This is a genomic window from Metapseudomonas resinovorans, assembly GCF_002003485.1.
GTDB lineage: Bacteria > Pseudomonadota > Gammaproteobacteria > Pseudomonadales > Pseudomonadaceae > Metapseudomonas > Metapseudomonas resinovorans_D.
The window spans coordinates 36,512-53,779 of sequence record NZ_BDMA01000005.1; the positions used below are offsets into that span (position 1 = coordinate 36,512).

General features: G+C 60.8%; 17 protein-coding genes. 12 read left to right on the plus strand and 5 right to left on the minus strand.

Annotation, left to right across the window (positions count from 1 at the left end):
* The first annotated feature begins 1 nt into the window (after position 1).
* The 9 genes from MnOB_RS01370 to MnOB_RS01410 all read left to right on the plus strand — a co-directional run bounded on the left by MnOB_RS01370 (position 2) and on the right by MnOB_RS01410 (position 9,729).
* Positions 2-1,369, plus strand: a complete 1,368-nt coding sequence (locus MnOB_RS01370) for a DUF1329 domain-containing protein (protein ID WP_077521152.1) — start codon at positions 2-4, stop codon at positions 1,367-1,369.
* Between the two features lie 215 nt (positions 1,370-1,584).
* Positions 1,585-2,454 (plus strand): alpha/beta fold hydrolase, encoded by an 870-nt coding sequence (locus tag MnOB_RS01375; protein WP_077521155.1) that lies wholly within the window; start codon positions 1,585-1,587, stop codon positions 2,452-2,454.
* 19 nt (positions 2,455-2,473) lie between these two features.
* Complete coding sequence (locus MnOB_RS01380) at positions 2,474-3,475, plus strand: VOC family protein (RefSeq protein ID WP_199824420.1); 1,002 nt, start codon at positions 2,474-2,476, stop codon at positions 3,473-3,475.
* The gene (gene mhpA, locus MnOB_RS01385) at positions 3,472-5,223 is read left to right on the plus strand and encodes a bifunctional 3-(3-hydroxy-phenyl)propionate/3-hydroxycinnamic acid hydroxylase MhpA (protein WP_077521159.1); all 1,752 of its coding nucleotides are present in this window, start codon (positions 3,472-3,474) and stop codon (positions 5,221-5,223) included. Before MnOB_RS01380 ends, mhpA begins: the two co-directional genes overlap by 4 nt.
* Positions 5,220-6,017, plus strand: a complete 798-nt coding sequence (locus tag MnOB_RS01390; protein ID WP_077521162.1) for a 2-keto-4-pentenoate hydratase — start codon at positions 5,220-5,222, stop codon at positions 6,015-6,017. The genes mhpA and MnOB_RS01390 overlap by 4 nt, the downstream gene beginning before the upstream one ends.
* A 20-nt stretch (positions 6,018-6,037) precedes the next feature.
* A complete protein-coding gene (locus tag MnOB_RS01395; protein WP_077521165.1) occupies positions 6,038-6,979 on the plus strand; it encodes an acetaldehyde dehydrogenase (acetylating) in 942 nt (313 codons plus the stop codon).
* A gap of 14 nt (positions 6,980-6,993) precedes the next feature.
* The gene (gene dmpG, locus MnOB_RS01400; RefSeq protein ID WP_077521168.1) at positions 6,994-8,022 is read left to right on the plus strand and encodes a 4-hydroxy-2-oxovalerate aldolase; all 1,029 of its coding nucleotides are present in this window, start codon (positions 6,994-6,996) and stop codon (positions 8,020-8,022) included.
* A gap of 13 nt (positions 8,023-8,035) precedes the next feature.
* Positions 8,036-8,911, plus strand: a complete 876-nt coding sequence (locus MnOB_RS01405; RefSeq protein WP_077521171.1) for an SDR family NAD(P)-dependent oxidoreductase — start codon at positions 8,036-8,038, stop codon at positions 8,909-8,911.
* A 128-nt stretch (positions 8,912-9,039) separates the two neighbouring features.
* Complete coding sequence (locus tag MnOB_RS01410; RefSeq protein WP_077521174.1) at positions 9,040-9,729, plus strand: GNAT family N-acetyltransferase; 690 nt, start codon at positions 9,040-9,042, stop codon at positions 9,727-9,729.
* A gap of 171 nt (positions 9,730-9,900) precedes the next feature.
* On the opposite strand, the gene MnOB_RS01415 is transcribed toward MnOB_RS01410, so the two are convergent.
* Both MnOB_RS01415 and MnOB_RS01420 read right to left on the minus strand, forming a co-directional pair.
* Complete coding sequence (locus MnOB_RS01415; protein WP_077521177.1) at positions 9,901-10,398, minus strand: ProQ/FinO family protein; 498 nt, start codon at positions 10,396-10,398, stop codon at positions 9,901-9,903.
* A gap of 217 nt (positions 10,399-10,615) precedes the next feature.
* A complete protein-coding gene (locus MnOB_RS01420) occupies positions 10,616-10,888 on the minus strand; it encodes a hypothetical protein (RefSeq protein ID WP_077521181.1) in 273 nt (90 codons plus the stop codon).
* Positions 10,889-11,582: 694 nt separating this feature from the next.
* Here MnOB_RS01420 and MnOB_RS01425 point away from each other — a divergent pair.
* Positions 11,583-12,764 (plus strand): lactonase family protein, encoded by a 1,182-nt coding sequence (locus tag MnOB_RS01425; protein WP_234358185.1) that lies wholly within the window; start codon positions 11,583-11,585, stop codon positions 12,762-12,764.
* A 23-nt stretch (positions 12,765-12,787) separates the two neighbouring features.
* On the opposite strand, the gene MnOB_RS01430 is transcribed toward MnOB_RS01425, so the two are convergent.
* The 3 genes from MnOB_RS01430 to MnOB_RS28715 all read right to left on the minus strand — a co-directional run bounded on the left by MnOB_RS01430 (position 12,788) and on the right by MnOB_RS28715 (position 15,051).
* A complete protein-coding gene (locus MnOB_RS01430; protein WP_077521187.1) occupies positions 12,788-13,462 on the minus strand; it encodes a nitroreductase in 675 nt (224 codons plus the stop codon).
* A gap of 57 nt (positions 13,463-13,519) precedes the next feature.
* Positions 13,520-14,218, minus strand: a complete 699-nt coding sequence (locus MnOB_RS01435; RefSeq protein WP_077521190.1) for an ArsR/SmtB family transcription factor — start codon at positions 14,216-14,218, stop codon at positions 13,520-13,522.
* Positions 14,219-14,775: 557 nt separating this feature from the next.
* The gene (locus tag MnOB_RS28715) at positions 14,776-15,051 is read right to left on the minus strand and encodes a hypothetical protein (protein ID WP_158713754.1); all 276 of its coding nucleotides are present in this window, start codon (positions 15,049-15,051) and stop codon (positions 14,776-14,778) included.
* Between the two features lie 77 nt (positions 15,052-15,128).
* On the opposite strand from MnOB_RS28715, the gene MnOB_RS01445 reads away from it, so the two are divergent.
* Positions 15,129-16,322, plus strand: coding sequence for an OprD family porin (locus MnOB_RS01445; RefSeq protein ID WP_077521286.1), 1,194 nt, complete (start codon positions 15,129-15,131; stop codon positions 16,320-16,322).
* 222 nt (positions 16,323-16,544) lie between these two features.
* The gene (locus MnOB_RS01450) at positions 16,545-17,111 is read left to right on the plus strand and encodes a GNAT family N-acetyltransferase (RefSeq protein ID WP_077521196.1); all 567 of its coding nucleotides are present in this window, start codon (positions 16,545-16,547) and stop codon (positions 17,109-17,111) included.
* Positions 17,112-17,268: the final 157 nt, after the last annotated feature.

A 17,268-nucleotide genomic window follows, 5' to 3' on the forward strand; every position in this document is an offset into this window, starting at 1 on the left:
CATGAATAAGACGATCATCCTGGCGCACTCGCTTGCGCTGAGCCTGAGCCTTACCTGCCAATCCCCCCAAGCTGCCGTCAGTGCGGAACAGGCTGGGCAGTTGGGTACCTCTCTCACCCCGCTGGGAGCGGAAATGGCCGGCAATGCCGCCGGCACTATTCCGGCCTGGAGTGGCGGCTTGCCCAAGGATTCCGGCAATCGAGATGCAGCCGGCTTCCTCAGTGATCCTTTCGTATCCGAGAAGCCACTATTCACCATCAGTGCGCAGAATATGGCGCAGTACCAGGAGCATCTGACGGCTGGGCAGGTCGCGATGCTCAAGCGCTATCCGGACACCTACCATCTGCCCGTCTACCCCAGCCACCGCACCGCGAACGCTCCGGACTTCGTCTACAAGGCCGCAAAGGAAAACGCGACCAAAACCACCATGGTGGATGGCGGCAATGGGCTGGAGAACTTCTCCACCGCCGTGCCCTTCCCTATCCCCCAGAACGGCCTGGAAGTGGTGTGGAACCATATCACCCGCTATCGCGGCGGCAGCGCCAGGCGGGTCCACGTACAAGCGACGCCGTTGGCCAATGGCACCTTCGTGCCGGTGTACTTCAAGCAGGAGCTCACCTTCCGCGATCGGGTCACCGACTTTGACCCGGCCAACCCGGGCAACGTGCTCTTTTACTACAAGCAGTTGGTCACAGCGCCTGCGCGTCTGGCGGGAGATGTCGTGCTGGTACACGAAACACTGAACCAGGTGAAAGAACCGCGCATGGCGTGGATCTATAACGCCGGTCAGCGCCGTGTGCGTCGAGCACCGCAGATTTCTTACGACGGCCCCTACCCTGCCTCCGAAGGCCAGCGTGTCGCCGATAACCTGGACATGTACAACGGTGCGCCGGACCGCTACGACTGGAAATTGGTCGGAAAGCGCGAGGTCTACATCCCTTACAACAGCTTCAAGCTCGACGCGGCGAACCTCAAATACGCGGATATCGTCAAACCCGGCCACATCAATTCCGACCTGACCCGTTATGAGCTCCACCGTGTCTGGCAGGTCGAGGCAACGCTCAAGCCGGGCGAGCGCCACGTCTATGCCAAGCGAGTCTTCTACATCGACGAAGACACCTGGCAGATCGCCCTGGCGGATCACTACGACTCCCGCGGCACCCTCTGGCGGACAGCCGAAGGTCACATGGAGCCAATGTACGACCTGCAGATCGCCTGGCTGGGTACCGAAGCTCTGTATGACCTGATCAACGGCCGCTACATCGTTTCCGGTATGCGCAACGAGGAGAAGCAGCCGATCGAGTTCGGTCTGACCTCCAGCACCGCCGAATACACCGCAGCAGCATTACGCAGCGCGGGAGTTCGCTGACGGCTACTCCGTCGCAGGCCGCAAGCCCGCGACCTTGCCGCCCTTCGGGGCGGCCTTTTTCTACCAGGCCCAACACCACCTAGGGATGACGGGTTCCAAGCAGGAGCTCTGTGTGTGGGCAAGCTTTATCCACAAAATGAACAGTTGTGTTCAAATATAGACATGAATATCATCGCTAACAGAGCGACTCATCTTCCATCAGAGAGCAGCGCGCCATGAGCAGCAACGAAGCCATTCCCAAGATCACCTCCCGCAGTGTGACCGTCGGCAAACGCCAGATCTTCATCAACGAACTGGGACAGGGTTATCCGCTGCTCATGCTTCACGGCGGCGGTGCCGGCGCGTCCGGTCTGTCCAACTATTCGAAAAATATCGAAGCCCTGGCCAAGCACTTTCGCGTACTGGTCGCGGACATGCCAGGTTATGGCAAGTCCACCAAGGGCGTGAATCGCGACGATCCCTTCGGCGACCTGGCCAGCGCGATGCTCGGACTGCTCGACGCCCTGGACATCAAGCGTGCCCACGTGGTCGGCAACTCCCTGGGCGGAGCCTGTGCCCTGCGCATGGCGCTGGATGCCCCAAAGCGAGTTTCCGCCTTGGTACTGATGGGGCCCGGCGGTATCAACACCACTCGCAGCCTACCCACTCCAGGCCTCAACCAGTTGCTGAACTATTACAGCGGCGAAGGCCCCACGCTGGAAAAGATCACCCGCTTCATCCGCGAGTACCTGGTGTACGACGGCAGCCAGGTGTCAGACGCGATGATTGAAGAACGCTTCCGCTCCAGCATTGACCCGGAAGTTGTCGCAGCCCCACCACTGCGCCGCCCCAAGGGTCTGAAAGCAGCACTGCGCATGGACTTCACTCGTGATGCCCGACTGGCGCAGTGCCAGGTCCCCACGTTGGTGCTCTGGGGCTCCGCCGACAAGGTGAACCGCCCGAGCGGTGGCGAAGCGCTGCGCAAGCGCATGCCCAACTGTGATCTCTACCTGTTCAACAAGACCGGCCACTGGGTGCAGTGGGAGCGCGCGGCGGAATTCAACGCAGTTACCACCGGGTTCCTGATGAACCGGGTTCCGGCCTGATCCCCGAGGAGTCGTGCAGATGAATCAGGATATTTTCGGCGCCAGCAGCATGGGCTATGCGCTGATCGAGTCGAATCGGATCGACCACTGGAAGACCTTCCTCAAGGATGGCATCGGGCTCCATCTGCAGCATGCGGACCGGGACTCCCTGGCCTTCCGCATGGACGCGCATCAACGCCGGGTCATCATCCAGCGCGGGCCGGCCGAAGACTTTGTCGCAATAGGTTGGCAACTGCGCGACCAGGCGACCCTCGACATTGTGCTGCAGCGCCTGAAGACGCGCGGAATCGCAGTCCAGGCCAGCTCTGAGCGAGAAGCAGCGGTACGGGGCGTGGCGCATTTCTGGCGGATTATCGGCCCCAAGCGTTTGGCCATCGAACTGTTCATTGAGCCGCTGACCACCGACGAGCCACTCGACATGCTCTGCGCCGGTTTCATCACCGGCGAGGCCGGCATGGGCCACCTGGCGATTACCAGTCGTCGGGGCAAGGCCATGCGGCGCTTCTGGCAGGAAATTTTCGATGCGCGCCAGAGCGACAGCATTGTCGAGCAACTGGCGGGCGTCACCGTGGACATCGACTTCTTCCGGGTCAATCCACGCCACCACTCCATCGCAATCGCCCAGGTCCGTGGCCTGCCCATGGATCCGATCCGCACCAAGGCGCAGCACATGAATCTGCTGACGACCTCGGTGGGCGAGCTGACCGATGCCTTCCTGCGCTGTCGTGCCCTGGGTTTCGAGATGGCCCATGAGATCGGCGAGCACCCGAACGATCGCGAACAGTCCTTCTATGTCCTCTGCCCTTCCGGCTTCGAAATCGAGCTTGGCTGGAACGCGCTGGAAGTGGATGAGCGCTCCTGGCAGCCCACGACACACCAGGGCATCAGCCTGTGGGGACACCGCCCCGAGAAGACGGGTACCTGGAACAAGCTTTCCACCAATCTGGGCAATTTCGGGCGCGGCTTGCGCTCGTTGCTCTCCCCTGAGTACTCCCCGCTGCAGGAGTCGCATTCGAAATGAACAGCTACAACAACGACAACAAGCTCATAGACGTGGTCATTGCCGGTCTCGGCCCGACGGGCGCCACCCTCGCCCACCTGCTGGGCAAGCGCGGCCTTTCCGTACTGGTACTCGAGCGTGAACCGGCCTTCTACGGCAATGCACGGGCGGTCTACACCGACGACGAGTGCATGCGGGTGATGCAGTCGGCCGGCGTGGCCAACGAGCTCGCCCAGGACATGCAGGTGGATACTCCCGCTCAGTGGACCCACGCCGACGGCCGCGTGATCGGACGCTACTGGCAACTCAAACGGCCTTTCGGCTGGCCGGTGATCAATTTCCTCTACCAGCCCTGGATGGAAACCAAGCTCAGCGACCTGCTTTCGCGTTATCCGCAGGTGCAGGTACTGCGCGGCCGGGAACTGGTGGACTTTCAGCAGGACGGCGATCTCGTCACCCTTACCCACCAGGCCACCCGCAGCTACCGCTTCTCGGACGGCAGCGATGCACGCGTCGAAGCCGACAGCGATCCCGCGCCGGTGACCCTGAAAGCCCGTTACCTCGTCGGTGCCGATGGCGGCCGCAGCACCGTGCGGGAAAAGCTCGGCATCGGCATGGATGGCAAGAACTTCCCCGAGCCCTGGCTGGTGGTCGACCTGGAAATGAAGGAAGGCGCAGACGCCTTGCGCCATATCCCCTACTTCAACTTTGTCTGCGATCCGCAAGCTCCAGTAGTCAGCTGCCCGCAGCCTGGCCGGTTCCACCGTTTCGAATTCATGCTGATGCCCGGTCAGACCAAGGAACATATGGAAGACCCGGCGACCGTACGGGCGCTGATCAGCCGCTTCGTCGATCCCGACAAGTTCGAGGTCAAACGCCGCCTGGTCTACACCTTCAATGCGCTGGTAGCCCGCGAGTGGCGCAAGGGGCACGTCTTCCTGGCCGGCGACGCCGCTCACATGACGCCTCAATTCATGGGTCAGGGGATGAGTTCGGGCGTACGCGACGCCTACAACCTGGCGTGGAAGCTGGATGCGGTACTGCGTGGCAAGGCTACCGACAAGTTGCTCGACACCTACGGTAGCGAGCGCTATCACCACGCCAAGTCGATGATCGACATCTCGGTGCTGATGAAAGACTTCGTCTCCATGTCCAACCCGGTGGCGAGCACGCTTCGCAACCTGGCGGTCAAGGTGCTCGAGGCCACGCCGGTCGCCGGCCAATGGCTGCGCGAAGGTGGCTTCAAACCTACCCCGACCTACAAGCCCGGCACCTATCTCGGCCTCCGCCGCAAGGGACGCAAGGGTGTCGAGGGCACGCCGATTCCGCAGCCCCAAGTCCGCACATTCAAGGGCAAGCGCGTCCTGCTCGATGATGTACTAGGCGAGGGCTACGCCTTGATCGGGCTGGAGAACAATCCTCTCGACGCTCTCTCGCCAGACTCCCGGAAGTTGCTTGAAGCGCTGGATACCCGCTACGTGACGCTCTACCCCTTCGGTGGCCGTCCCCAGGGGCTGCACGAGCAACGCCAGACACCGGATGGGCTGGTGGAAGTCGAAGAGCCGGACGGCGAGCTGGTCAAGTGGTTCAGGCGCAATGGCCGCAAGCACCAAGCGGTCGCCATCATCCGTCCGGACAAGTTCGTCTTCGGTCTGGTCGAAGCCGAAGACCTCGATGCAGCCCTTTCCGAGTTGAGGGAGCAACTGGGCTGGCGGCCGGACCTGGCAACCCGTGACAGCGGCATCGCATCCCTGAGGAAAAGCGCATGAACCACATCCAGGAATCCCTGAAGCACCTGGAGCAGGCTGCTGCCGCGCTGAGGCAGGCGCGCCAGGAGCGAACGCCTTGTGACCAGGTTTCCAGCACTTTCGGCATCGATAGCCTTTCTGGCGCCTACGCGGTCCAGGAGATCAATACCCGACAGGCACTGGAACAAGGCCGCCGTCTGGTCGGCCGCAAGATCGGTCTCACCTCCCACGCGGTGCAACAGCAACTGGGAGTCGATCGTCCGGACTTCGGCATGCTCTTCGCCGATATGGAAGTCGCCGACGGGGAGGCCGTCGATTGCAGCCGACTGATCCAGCCGAAGGCCGAGGGTGAAATTGCCTTCGTGCTCGGCCGCGACCTGCCCAATGCCGATACCACATTGGCCGAATTGCTTCATGCCACGGAGTACCTGCTCCCTGCGATCGAGATCGTCGATTCGGCCATTCGCGACTGGAAGATCACCTTGGTCGACACCGTGGCCGACAATGCCTCCTCCGCGCTCTACGTGCTGGGCAAGCAGCCTACCAGGCTGTCGGCGCTGGACCTCCGTCTTGAGGGCATGCTGCTGGAGAAGAACGGTGCCCAGGCGTCCATCGGTGTTGGCGCCGCCTGTCTGGGCAATCCGCTGGATGCCTGTCTGTGGTTGGCACGCACGATGGCCGAAATCGGCCGCCCCTTGAAGGCTGGCGACGTACTGCTTTCCGGTGCCTTGGGCCCGATGACCCCGGTCAAAGCCGGCGATCACCTACATCTACGCCTGACCCGCATGGGCGAAGTCAGCTGCCGGTTTTACTGAGCCCGATCCTGGAGACCCGGATGAACAGTCAAAAGAAACTCAAGGTCGCCATCGTCGGCTCCGGCAATATCGGCACCGACCTGATGATCAAGATCATGCGTCATGGCCAGCACCTGGAGATGGGTGCCATGGTCGGTATCGACCCGGCTTCCGATGGCCTGGCCCGCGCCGCGCGACTCGGCGTAGCGACCACCCACGAAGGGGTCGAAGGCCTGACCCGCTTGCCGAACTTCGATGAGATCGACTTTGTCTTCGACGCGACATCGGCTTCCGCCCACGTGAAGAACGATGCCTTTCTGCGCACCATCAAGCCCAGGATTCGACTGGTCGATCTGACCCCCGCGGCGATTGGCCCCTACTGCGTTCCGGTAGTGAACGTGGAGGAGCATCGAAACGAGCTCAATGTGAATATGGTGACCTGCGGTGGCCAGGCCACGATCCCCATGGTGGCAGCCGTATCGCGGGTGGCTAAGGTTCACTACGCGGAAATCATCGCCTCCATTGCCAGCAAATCCGCTGGCCCGGGAACACGCGCCAATATCGACGAATTCACCGAAACCACTTCGAAAGCCATCGAAGTGATCGGTGGGGCAACCAAGGGCAAGGCCATCATCATCATGAATCCAGCCGAACCGCCCTTGATGATGCGCGATACCGTGTTCGTCCTCAGCGAGGCCGCCGATCAAGTTGAAGTAGAAGCGAGCATCGAAGATATGGCTGCGGCCGTTCAGGCCTACGTGCCGGGCTACCGGCTGAAGCAGCGGGTGCAGTTCGATGTGATACCGGAGGATGCGCCGTTGAACATTCCCGGCCACGGTCGCTTTTCTGGGCTGAAGACTTCGATTTTCCTCGAAGTGGAAGGTGCCGCTCACTACCTGCCGAGCTATGCCGGCAATCTCGACATCATGACCTCTGCCGCGCTGGCCACTGCCGAGCGCATGGCGCAGTCACTAAAAAGCTAACGAGGGGATCAGGTATGAATGAGAAGAAGCTCTATATCTCCGACGTGACCCTGCGTGATGGCAGCCACGCGATTCGCCACCAGTACTCGATCGAGCAGGTTCAGGCCATCGCCCGCGCGCTGGACCAGGCCAGGGTGGACTCCATCGAGGTCACCCACGGAGACGGCCTGCAAGGCTCCAGCTTCAACTACGGCTTCGGTGCCCACACCGACCTGGAGTGGATCGAAGCGGCGGCGGACGTCATCGAACACGCCACCCTGACCGTGCTGCTGCTGCCCGGCATCGGCACCGTGCACGACCTGAAGGCCGCCTACGACGCGGGTGCCCGATCCGTGCGCGTGGCCACCCACTGCACCGAGGCGGATGTGTCCAGGCAACACATCGAATACGCCCGCTCGCTCGGCATGGACACCGTGGGCTTCCTGATGATGAGCCACATGATTCCGGCCGAGGAGCTGGCTCGCCAGGGCAAGCTGATGGAGAGCTACGGGGCCCAGTGCATCTACATGGCCGACTCAGGCGGCGCGATGAACATGAATGACATCCGTGACCGCATGCGCGCCTTCAAGGCGGTGCTCGATCCAGCCACCCAGACCGGTATGCACGCACACCACAACCTCAGCCTGGGCGTGGCCAATTCGATCACGGCGGTAGAAGAAGGCTGCGACCGCATCGACGCCAGCCTGGCCGGCATGGGCGCCGGCGCCGGCAACGCGCCGCTGGAGGTATTCATTGCAGCCGCGGAGCGGTTGGGCTGGAATCACGGCACCGACCTGTACCGCCTGATGGACGCCGCCGATGACCTGGTGCGTCCACTCCAGGACCGCCCGGTGCGGGTCGACCGCGAAACCCTCGGCCTTGGCTATGCCGGCGTCTACTCCAGCTTCCTGCGCCACGCCGAAGTGGCCGCGGCGAAGTATGGGCTGAAGACCCTCGACATCCTCGTCGAGCTGGGCAAACGGCGCATGGTCGGTGGGCAAGAGGATATGATCGTCGACGTTGCGCTGGATCTCGTGAAACAGCAGAACCATGCGCCTCACTGAAAGGAGCGAATACGTGAGTAAAGTCATTCCCAATGGGAAGGTGGCGCTGATCACCGGTGCCAACTCCGGCATCGGCCGTGTCACCGCGCGGGAGCTGGCACTGCAAGGGTACCGGGTGTTCCTCGCCTGCCGCTCCGCAGAGCGCACACGCCCTGTCCTGGACGAAATTTCCCAAGCCAGTGATGGGACGGCAAAAGCTGCTTACATCCCCCTGGACCTTGCAGACCTGGACTCAGTACGACGCTGCGCCGAAGCATTCCTCAAGCTTCGCCTTCCTCTGCACCTGCTGGTCGGCAATGCGGGCCTGGCAGGCCAACGTGGGCTGACAAGATCCGGATTCGAGCTGACATTCGGCACCTGTCACGTTGGCCACTTCCTGCTGGTGCAGCTGCTGCTCGAACGCCTCAAGGAATCTGCTCCTGCGCGAGTCGTCATGGTCTCCAGCAAAGCTCATCGTCATGCACGGACCATCGATATGAGCGCTGTACGTCAGTCTACGGCCAGTCGGACCGGACTCAGGGAGTACGCCGAAGCCAAGCTGGCCAATCTGTTGTTTACCCGGGAATTGGCAAAGCGTCTGGACGGGAGCGGAGTGACCACCTATGCAGTCCACCCGGGGGTTGTTGCCACCAACGTCTGGCGCGCCCTCCCCGCTCCAGCCGCCTGGCTAGTCAAGCAATTCATGCGCAGCGAAGCTGATGGAGCAGCCACCACCCTGTACTGCGCAACAGAACCCGCCTTGACGAACCAGAGCGGTCAGTACTACGTGGACTGCAAGAAGGCCGAACCTTCTCCCGTAGCCCAGGACGTGGCCTTGGCTTCAAGGCTCTGGGAAATGAGCCAGGAGTGGGTCAGTAGCCATTTGTCGAGGCTGTCATCCCAACAGTAGGCAAAGCAGTTCGATACCAACTCCCGGCCTTGCACGACCGCTTTTGACCTGAAGCTTCCGTCCGCCGAGGGCTTACAATGGCGCCAGCGCCGATTCCCCGAATCGGGCACGCCCGGAGCCAGCTTCAGATGTTCACCCTTGCATTCCTGGACACATCGCCGCCCGAATCCCTGAAGAGTCAGGTACTACAAATGGTGGTGGACTACTTCAGCGACATCAGCCCGGTGTCGCTGACGCCCAGCAATCCGCTCTATCAGTTGTATCAGTACGTGATTGGCTACGAGGTGCACCTGTATCTGCAAGCCATGAACAACGCTTCGGAGAGCACCGCGCGGTTGATCCTGGCCCTGGATGATGAAGATCCCTCCCAGGTGCTGGGTTTTGCCCTGTACCTACCGAGCCAGGATGATGCCGAGGCCTGCACGCTGGCCTATGTGGCTGTCAAGGCCAGCCACCGCCGACGCGGTATTGCCCGGGCATTGTTGCAGCAGATGGTCAAGCATCGGCCTCACGCCGAGCTGGCCTGCGCGGCGAACAAGGTGCCGACCTTTGAGTCGATGGGATTTCAGATACTGGCAGCGCAAGGTCCGCACGTGCTGCTGAATACCCGCGATCACCGCTCGGACGGCATGGTGGCGGTGCAGGACCTGGCGCCGATATTCCAATCCAAGGAAGTACGACAAATCCACGCCTACCTGGTGCAGCAACACGGCAAGAAGGCCATGAGCGAGGCCGAGAACAAACGCGACCGCCTGCTCGACCAGATGGCCCATCAGGCTCAGGCATTGGTGAAAGAGCGTTTCCCTACGATCCACTGACGGCCAGAGGGGCAGCTGATTCTTGCTTTGAACCTCTGTTTTCGGCCAGAAGCTGCCCGTCGAATCGCCTTCAGAGCACCACACACCCCCCCTAGGGGTGCTGGTTAACTCGCGCACTTGCCAGTGATCCAACTGGATAGGCGACTCGACTCCGGGCTCAGATGCTTCCAGTCATTCCGCTGCGATATCCGCGGCAGAGTCTGGGGTGGCCTTTTTGGGTTTCGCACGGTTACGTCGATCTTGCCCGCGCTGCCGCGAAGCTTGCTGCTTCGCATGCAGCGCCTGACTTGCCGTCACCGTGCCAACTGCTTGACCGTTCAAGTCCAGGCGCGACGCATTCTCGACCATGCTTGCCCAATAACGACTTCCGCGGCACCAGGTAGCGATCCCCAGTTTGAGCTGTTCGCTGGTAATTCCCAGTAATTCCAGATGTTGCTCAGCGTCCTTGAAAATGCCCTCCTTAAGCGGAACCTTGGGTGCCGGATTGACTGGAAACGCCAAGGGGAAGTGCTTCTGCAAGCGCCAGATCGCTTCCACTGCAGGATCCTGGTCACGAGGCTTTGCCTGGGGAGAGGGCTTCCGTTTGGAAGGCTTGGGGCTGGCAGTCTTTACCTGATTTGCTTCAGCCCGCAGACGATCACGTAGTTCAGCTAGTTGTTCAAAACCCATCGTTCAATTCACAGCTTCATGGTTGATTCGTGGCGCAAGATTATCCCATGCAGCCTTCAAGTAGCACGCACGTCGGTCTGAGACCTGGGGTGGTTTGCGATAATTCCCAGTTTTTTGGCGAGTCACGGCCCGCAGGAAATGAAGGGATGCGGTCTAAATCGGGGATGGGAGAAGCGAAAAGGATCTGATCTGACCGCCCAACCAGATCCTGTGTTCGTCAGGCCTTCTTTGCGATGTTCAATGAATGCATCGGCGGCCCGTCGTTCAACGAAAAAACTTCCAGGAGAATCTCGTCGACTACGTCTTCCATTGCTCCTTTTCCCATGAGCGATTGAATGTTCAAACCAGTGATCGTCCAGCTCTCGTCGGAACTCATGGTTTTGATGGCTATTGTCCCGATTCCGTCGGGCGCCATGGACACTTGTACGAGATGGCGTGGAAGGAGCTGCGCAAGCCTGTCGTGCAGTCGAGTTTGCAGGGTCCGAATCATCAAGATTCCATCGGCTGAGGTTCGTTACCGCCGTGAGTGCGCCAAACTGGCTGTATTGGTATACACCTCGGGTGACATTCTGCTTAGACCGATTCGACCCTATTTCCTGAAGGTCCCTGTAACACTGAACTACACTCCGTTCGTCCTGCGACGCAGGACTGCGCCGCCCGGCTGCTCGCTCATACCCAGCCGAGGCGGCTTCCCTTCCGTCGGTCGCCTATATACGTGTTGGTATCCAGAAAAGGCCTAGCTCCTCCTGTGTCCTTGCCCAACAGTCATGAGTCCAAGCCGCTTCGGCTCGGAACATTCTGACGCCTGGCTTTGCACGGGAGTATGCTGAAAAGGTCCCCAAAGAAGGGATAAAGGTTGTGCAGCTTCTGCGAGAAGCACCTTTGGGCACAGCCGCCCATAGCAAATCGAAAAAAAGACTGCCGCCACGTCCCCCTCCCCTAAAAGACGTGGCGGGCTTTCTCGTGATTCGTCTTTCTCACCAACAGCACTTTCCCGTCTCGCTGACAGATGACAGTGGCGCGCAACTTCTAACTGGCCATACATCGTTCTCCAGGTTCCGTTTTTTGGGGGCCATGGCGAACGCGGAAAGGTTTGAATGTGGAGTCCTTCTGAACCCAGTCCACCGGGTTGCAGTCAACCGGCCATCCACCTGGAGCTCGCCACCATGAAGAGGATCCTCGGCATGCCTGACCTGCTGCTCGCCCCGATTGACCCTAGCGCTGGCTCCACAGCATCTCCCACAGGCCGCTTCTACCTGCTGGTGGGCACCTATACCCAGGGTCGCAGTGAAGGCATCTATCTCTATCGCTTCAATGCCCAACTGGGCAGTATCCACGGGCCGGTGGGTCTGATCCGCAGCGCGAATCCTTCTTTCATCGTCCGGAGCCACAATCGACAGCTGTTCTTCGCCGTCAATGAAAACGCCAGTGATGCGAATGACTGCAGTGGCGGGCGTATCAGCTCCTTCCGCTTCAATCCCCGCACGGGTGAAATGCATGAGGTGGATTCGCGGGAATCACAGGGCGACGAACCTACTTACGCCAGCATCAGCCCCGATGGACGCTATCTGTTCGTCGCCAATTACGCGTCTTTAACCGGCGGCTCATTGGCCGTGATCCGGGCAGGTTCCAGTGGCGCGCTCGGCGCGGTGCGGCAGTGCGAGGCGTACCCCGGAAGCGGCGTCAACCGGGACCGGCAAGCGACCGGCCATATGCACTCAGCGGTGATGACGCCTTCAGGCGAATACCTGTTCGCAGCGGACCTGGGAGCGGACAAGGTCATGGCTTACCGCTACCGGCCAGACAATCCGGATCGGCCGCTGGAACCCGCCGAACCGCCCTATTTCCCTGCACCGCCCGGTAGCGGACCCCGGCATATGGTGTTTTCCGAGGATGGCCGTTTCGCCTATCTGACGCTGGAGCTCTCAGGCGCTGTGATGAGCCTTTCGCACAGCGGAGGCAGGCTCACGGAATTGCAGGCGCTCCCGCTTGCACCCACCGGCTTCTCCGGCCAAGTGGCTGCCGGGGCGCTGCATCTTTCCGCGGACGGTCGTTTCTTGCTGGTACTCAATCGCGGCGATGACAACCACCTGATCGTGTTTTCGGTAAACCCTGACAACGGCCTTCTCACCTTCGCCGATCGGTCACCGGTGGGACGCATGCCGCGCGAGTTCGTGCTCGCAGCCGATGGGAGGTTCGTCCTGGTCGCCAATCAGGGGGATAACAGCGTCGACCTGTTCAGTCGCAATCCCGAATCCGGACAGTTAGGCGACAAACTGCAAAGCATCCACGTGGACACCCCTGCGTTCCTCGCCCTGGTACCGATGGACCAGGAAGTGAATGAGAGAGATGGCTCATCCGGGTGACGGGCAGATCCAGCGAGCACGAATCAGGCAAAACCTCTCAGCTGGGCAAATTCTTCCACCGGCGCGCGATCCGAGCGCAGGTTGTTGACCGGTGCCGAGCGATCCGCATGACCCAACGCCATGCCGCAATAGACCAGTTCGTGCTCCGGCAGCTCGAAATGCCGGTGCAGGCTCTCGCGCACCATGCCCCACGCTTCCTGCATACAGGTCGCCAGGCCGCGCTCTTCGGCCAGCAGGGCCAACGACTGCATGAACATGCCGACATGCGCCCACTGGCCATGTCCCATGGAACGGTCGATGACGAAGAAAATGCCGACCGGTGCGCCGAAGAACTGGTAGTTGCGCGAGAGATTGCGCAGCCGCGCAGCCTTGTCTTCACGAGGAATGCCGAGCAGCGCGTACATGTCCTCGCCCACCTTGTAGCGGCGTGAGCGATACGGATCGATGAGCCCTTCCGGGTAGATGGGATGATCACCCGCCTCGCCCTGTGGGTTCTTCAGCAGGGTTTCAACGGCAAGTCGTTCCAGGGCGAGCTTTTCTTCCCCGCTGACCGCTATGACTTTCCACGGCTGGAGGTTGCCGCCCGACGGAGACCAGCGCGCGTCCTCAAGCAGGTCCAGCACGGTTTGCGCCTCGACCGGCTCGGCGGTGAAGGCGCGGACAGATATGCGTTTTCTCAGCAATTCGGCAACCGACATTGGCGTACTTCCCCTGCATGGAATGGTGAATGGTTCGTGAATTGGATAGCCGCGGCATCAGCGCCGGACGAGCGCCATGCCGAAGCTTTTCGACAGGCTGGAAGCTCCCTTTGGCGTCACGCTCAAGGCGCGGGAGTCGAGGTGGCGGGTTACCCAGCCGCGCTTGAGCATCAGGTCAAGCAAGGCCGCGCCCAGTGCACCGCCGATATGCGGCGTGCGCTCGCTCCAGTCCATGCACGGATAGGCCAGACGTCTCCGTTGACGTTGCACTTCGGCCAGGTCGATTCCCAGTCGCCCAAGGGCCTGGCTGCCGGCGTCGGTGATGCGGTAATCCTTGTCGTGGCTTTCGATCCAGTTCGCCGCCAGCAAGGCATCGTGCAACTGCACGGCGACTTCACCCGCACAGTGGTCGTAGCAGGTACGCGCCTGGCGCAACACGGAGGGGGTCGAAGGGCGGAAGGCCACTGCAGGCACGCCTGCCAGCGACAGCAGGCTCTCCAGGGCCTGCGCGACCTGGCGGCTAGCCAACTGGTAGTAGCGGTGCCGGCCCTGCACGTGCAGCACAACCAGGCCCTGTTCCAGCAGGCGGGAGAAATGACCGCTGGCGGTGGAAGCACCTATATCGGCGACAGCGGCCAGCTCGGTCGCGGTGCGGGCATGGCCATCGAGCAGGCTGCAGAGCATGCGTGAGCGCGCCGGATCGGCAATAGCGCCGGCCAGCGCGGCGAGATGATTGTCGGCGGTATCTGCATCCATGAGTCGGTGCTCCCCGAAGTGTCCAGTGTCGCCGTCATCATAATCGGGCTCGAACCCTATGGAGAGAGCTCGCCATGTCCTCACCCTTCTTTGGCAGAAAAGTCGTGTTCGCGGCGTTCATGCGGGCAATAAAAAAAGCCGCCTTGGGCAAGGCGGCCATTAAATAAAACCAAAGGATTGATGAAGTGGAGGAAGCCAACCGCAATTCCTGGGGGAAGACCAGGAAGTGCACTTGGCTAAAGTCTTCATCGAGGGCAAGTGTACGCATTTCTCCCTGTATCCAAAATCAAATACGTTGATAGGAACTATTGATGTGGATTTCTTTGGTTTGATTCTTTCAATTGTTAGCCGCCAGTCATCCGAAATTCTTGACATACACACTAAAGTGCAAATGCATTCCACGAGAATGCGTCTACTACGGCACCCGCAGTGAATCTGTCAATTATCCATAAGTATCTTCATGGAGCAGTCGAAGCGATTAGCCGCGCGCAACAAAAAAAGGCCACCTCCGAAGAGGTGGCCGAATCAGAGAGTAAGTTGATGGAACCCTAGTCGATTCACGGGGAGAATCGGCTATTCCCTGTTCCCTCGCGCACAGAATACCCAGCTGCAAATTTGATAAATATTAATCTCATCAATATGCGTAATTGATGATTACAGTTTTTTGATTGATGCCGCACGTGGTAGTTGTTTGCGCGCTTCGCGTCGGCAAAGCCGGCAATCACAACGAAAACCAATGGATTTTTACCTATCAGCCCACCGGCAGGCCTCACTGCCTTCCGGTGGTCGATAGCTTCTTGAATTCCTGCCTTATCAAGACCAACAAAGTCCATCAGGAGCACCCGTGACGAAACTCAACCCCTTGAGCGCTCTGGCGCTGGCGGTTTCCGCCGCCCTCGCCGTTCCCGCCATGGCCAGTGAGCAATCCGAATCAAAAGGATTCGTCGAAGATGCCAGCGCGACCCTGCTGCTGCGCAACGCCTATTTCAACCGTGACTACAAAGACCACACCAACGACGCCAAGACCTGGGGCCAGGGCTTCATCGGCACCTTCGAGTCGGGTTTCACCCAGGGCACCATCGGTTTCGGCGTCGACGCCTATGGCCTGCTGGGCGTGAAACTGGACAGCGGCCGTGGCCGCAATTATGCCGCGTTCTTCGACACCGACAGCGATGGCCGCCCGGTGGACGATCTTTCCGAGGCTGGTGCGGCGGTGAAGCTGCGTGTCTCCAACACCGTGCTCAAGTACGGCAACCAGTTCCCGTCCCTGCCGGTACTGGCCCATGACGACAGCCGCCTGCTGCCCCAGGCCTTCACCGGCACCCTGCTGACCAGCAAGGAAATCGAGGGCCTGGAACTGAACGTCGGCCGCTTCACCGGTGACAGCCCCATGGGCGACCCGGCGCGCGACCCCAACCGCCTGAAGAGCATCGACGTGGTCGGCGGCAGCTACACCGTCACCGACGACCTGAGCGTGAGCCTCTACCACTCCGACGTGGAGGACCAGTTCAAGAAGTACTACGCCAACGTGAACTACAACATTCCGTTCGCTGAGCAGCAGGCGCTGAACTTCGACTTCAACATCTACCGCACCAAGTACGACGACGGCTCCGACGCGGCGCTGGCCTCCGGTGGCGACGGTCAGGACGACAAGAACACCCTGTGGAGCCTGGCCGCGAAGTACAGCATCGGCGCCCACGCCTTCATCGTCGCCCACCAGCGCAACACCGGCGATGCCGGCTATGCCTACAACTTCGGCGACGGCGGCAGAACCATCTACGTGGCCAACTCCTACTACTCGGACTTCAACCTGGAAGACGAGCAGTCCTGGCAGGTCAGCTACGAGCTGGACTTCGGTGGTTACGGCATCCCCGGCCTGAGCTACAAGGTCGCCTACGTACGCGGCACCGACATCGTTGCCGGTGGCGAGAACGACGGCACCGAGCGCGAGCTGTTCAACCAGTTCAAGTACGTGGTGCAGGATGGCCCGGCCAAGGACCTGTCGTTCAAGCTGCGCAACTCCATCTACCGCGCCGACAACCAGGTGGGCCCGGATCTCAACGAAGTCCGCGCGTTCATCGAGTACCCCATCAGCATCCTCTGATGCGTCGGGTCGCGCCGGTCAGCCGGCGCGACTCCCCTCCTTCGCTCCCTTCCGAGCAGACGCACGCCCAACTCCCCTACCCAAGATAACGGTCGCCAGGGCTCGGGACGTGCGGCTCGTCGGTTGATTTTCCCCCATCCCGACTCGCTTGATCTCCATCAATCCGCCGCAGCCGATTCGGCGTAGAAAAAGGGACAGGTTTTCACTACGGAGTACGCAGCCATGTCCCAGCTACAGTGCGCGCATTCTCACGCCGCCCGTGTCGGCGCCCCTGTCCCGGAGGAGCATTGGGTCGAAACCCTTGCGGATGGCAGCCATGTCCTAATCCGCCCGTTGCGTCCGGAAGATCGGGAGCGCGAAGCCGAGTTCATCCGCGACCTTTCCCCGCAAACACGCCACTTCCGCTTCCTGTGCGCGATCAAGGAAGTAAGCGACAGCCTGCTCGACCACCTGATGGAGGTCGATTACCGGCGCAAGATGGCCTACGTCGCATTAGTGCATCGGGCCGGCAAACCGGTCGAAGTCGGAGTCAGTCGTTACGCCGCTTCCGATGACCCCACCCAGTGCGAGTGCGCGGTGACCATCGCCGACGCCTGGCAGGGCCTCGGCCTGGATGAGATCCTGATGCGCCACCTCATCGACACCGCTCGCGATAACGGTTTCAAGCGGATGTTCTCGATCGATACCGTGGCGAATGTCCGTATGCAGCGTCTCTCCCGGGCACTAGGCTTCACTTGCAAACGCGACCCGCAAGATGCCTCGCAGCTGATCCACAGCCTCGCGCTCTGAGCGATGGTTTTCACGCCTTTCGGGATAGCCGGAACGTCATGGCCCGCGAAACAGGTGCTGGCCAAATTGAAAAAGGCAGGGTAATTTACGCGCCGGGTGTCTGGCAGCGCATATGCGCCAGACAGGTTTCATGTGTTGGTCGGGCCGCCGCACAAGC

What these genes read in the sequence shown, in the direction of transcription:
- MnOB_RS01375 (WP_077521155.1), top strand. Translation starts at nt 1,585, where the DNA reads ATGAGCAGCAACGAAGCCATTCCCAAGATCACCTCCCGCAGTGTGACC.
- MnOB_RS01425 (WP_234358185.1), top strand. Translation starts at nt 11,583, where the DNA reads ATGCCTGACCTGCTGCTCGCCCCGATTGACCCTAGCGCTGGCTCCACA.
- MnOB_RS01370 (WP_077521152.1), top strand. Translation starts at nt 2, where the DNA reads ATGAATAAGACGATCATCCTGGCGCACTCGCTTGCGCTGAGCCTGAGC.
- MnOB_RS01420 (WP_077521181.1), bottom strand. Translation starts at nt 10,888, where the DNA reads ATGATTCGGACCCTGCAAACTCGACTGCACGACAGGCTTGCGCAGCTC.
- MnOB_RS01445 (WP_077521286.1), top strand. Translation starts at nt 15,129, where the DNA reads ATGGCCAGTGAGCAATCCGAATCAAAAGGATTCGTCGAAGATGCCAGC.
- MnOB_RS01450 (WP_077521196.1), top strand. Translation starts at nt 16,545, where the DNA reads ATGTCCCAGCTACAGTGCGCGCATTCTCACGCCGCCCGTGTCGGCGCC.
- dmpG (WP_077521168.1), top strand. Translation starts at nt 6,994, where the DNA reads ATGAATGAGAAGAAGCTCTATATCTCCGACGTGACCCTGCGTGATGGC.
- MnOB_RS01395 (WP_077521165.1), top strand. Translation starts at nt 6,038, where the DNA reads ATGAACAGTCAAAAGAAACTCAAGGTCGCCATCGTCGGCTCCGGCAAT.
- MnOB_RS01390 (WP_077521162.1), top strand. Translation starts at nt 5,220, where the DNA reads ATGAACCACATCCAGGAATCCCTGAAGCACCTGGAGCAGGCTGCTGCC.
- MnOB_RS01430 (WP_077521187.1), bottom strand. Translation starts at nt 13,462, where the DNA reads ATGTCGGTTGCCGAATTGCTGAGAAAACGCATATCTGTCCGCGCCTTC.
- MnOB_RS01415 (WP_077521177.1), bottom strand. Translation starts at nt 10,398, where the DNA reads ATGGGTTTTGAACAACTAGCTGAACTACGTGATCGTCTGCGGGCTGAA.
- MnOB_RS28715 (WP_158713754.1), bottom strand. Translation starts at nt 15,051, where the DNA reads ATGGACTTTGTTGGTCTTGATAAGGCAGGAATTCAAGAAGCTATCGAC.
- MnOB_RS01380 (WP_199824420.1), top strand. Translation starts at nt 2,474, where the DNA reads ATGAATCAGGATATTTTCGGCGCCAGCAGCATGGGCTATGCGCTGATC.
- MnOB_RS01435 (WP_077521190.1), bottom strand. Translation starts at nt 14,218, where the DNA reads ATGGATGCAGATACCGCCGACAATCATCTCGCCGCGCTGGCCGGCGCT.
- mhpA (WP_077521159.1), top strand. Translation starts at nt 3,472, where the DNA reads ATGAACAGCTACAACAACGACAACAAGCTCATAGACGTGGTCATTGCC.
- MnOB_RS01410 (WP_077521174.1), top strand. Translation starts at nt 9,040, where the DNA reads ATGTTCACCCTTGCATTCCTGGACACATCGCCGCCCGAATCCCTGAAG.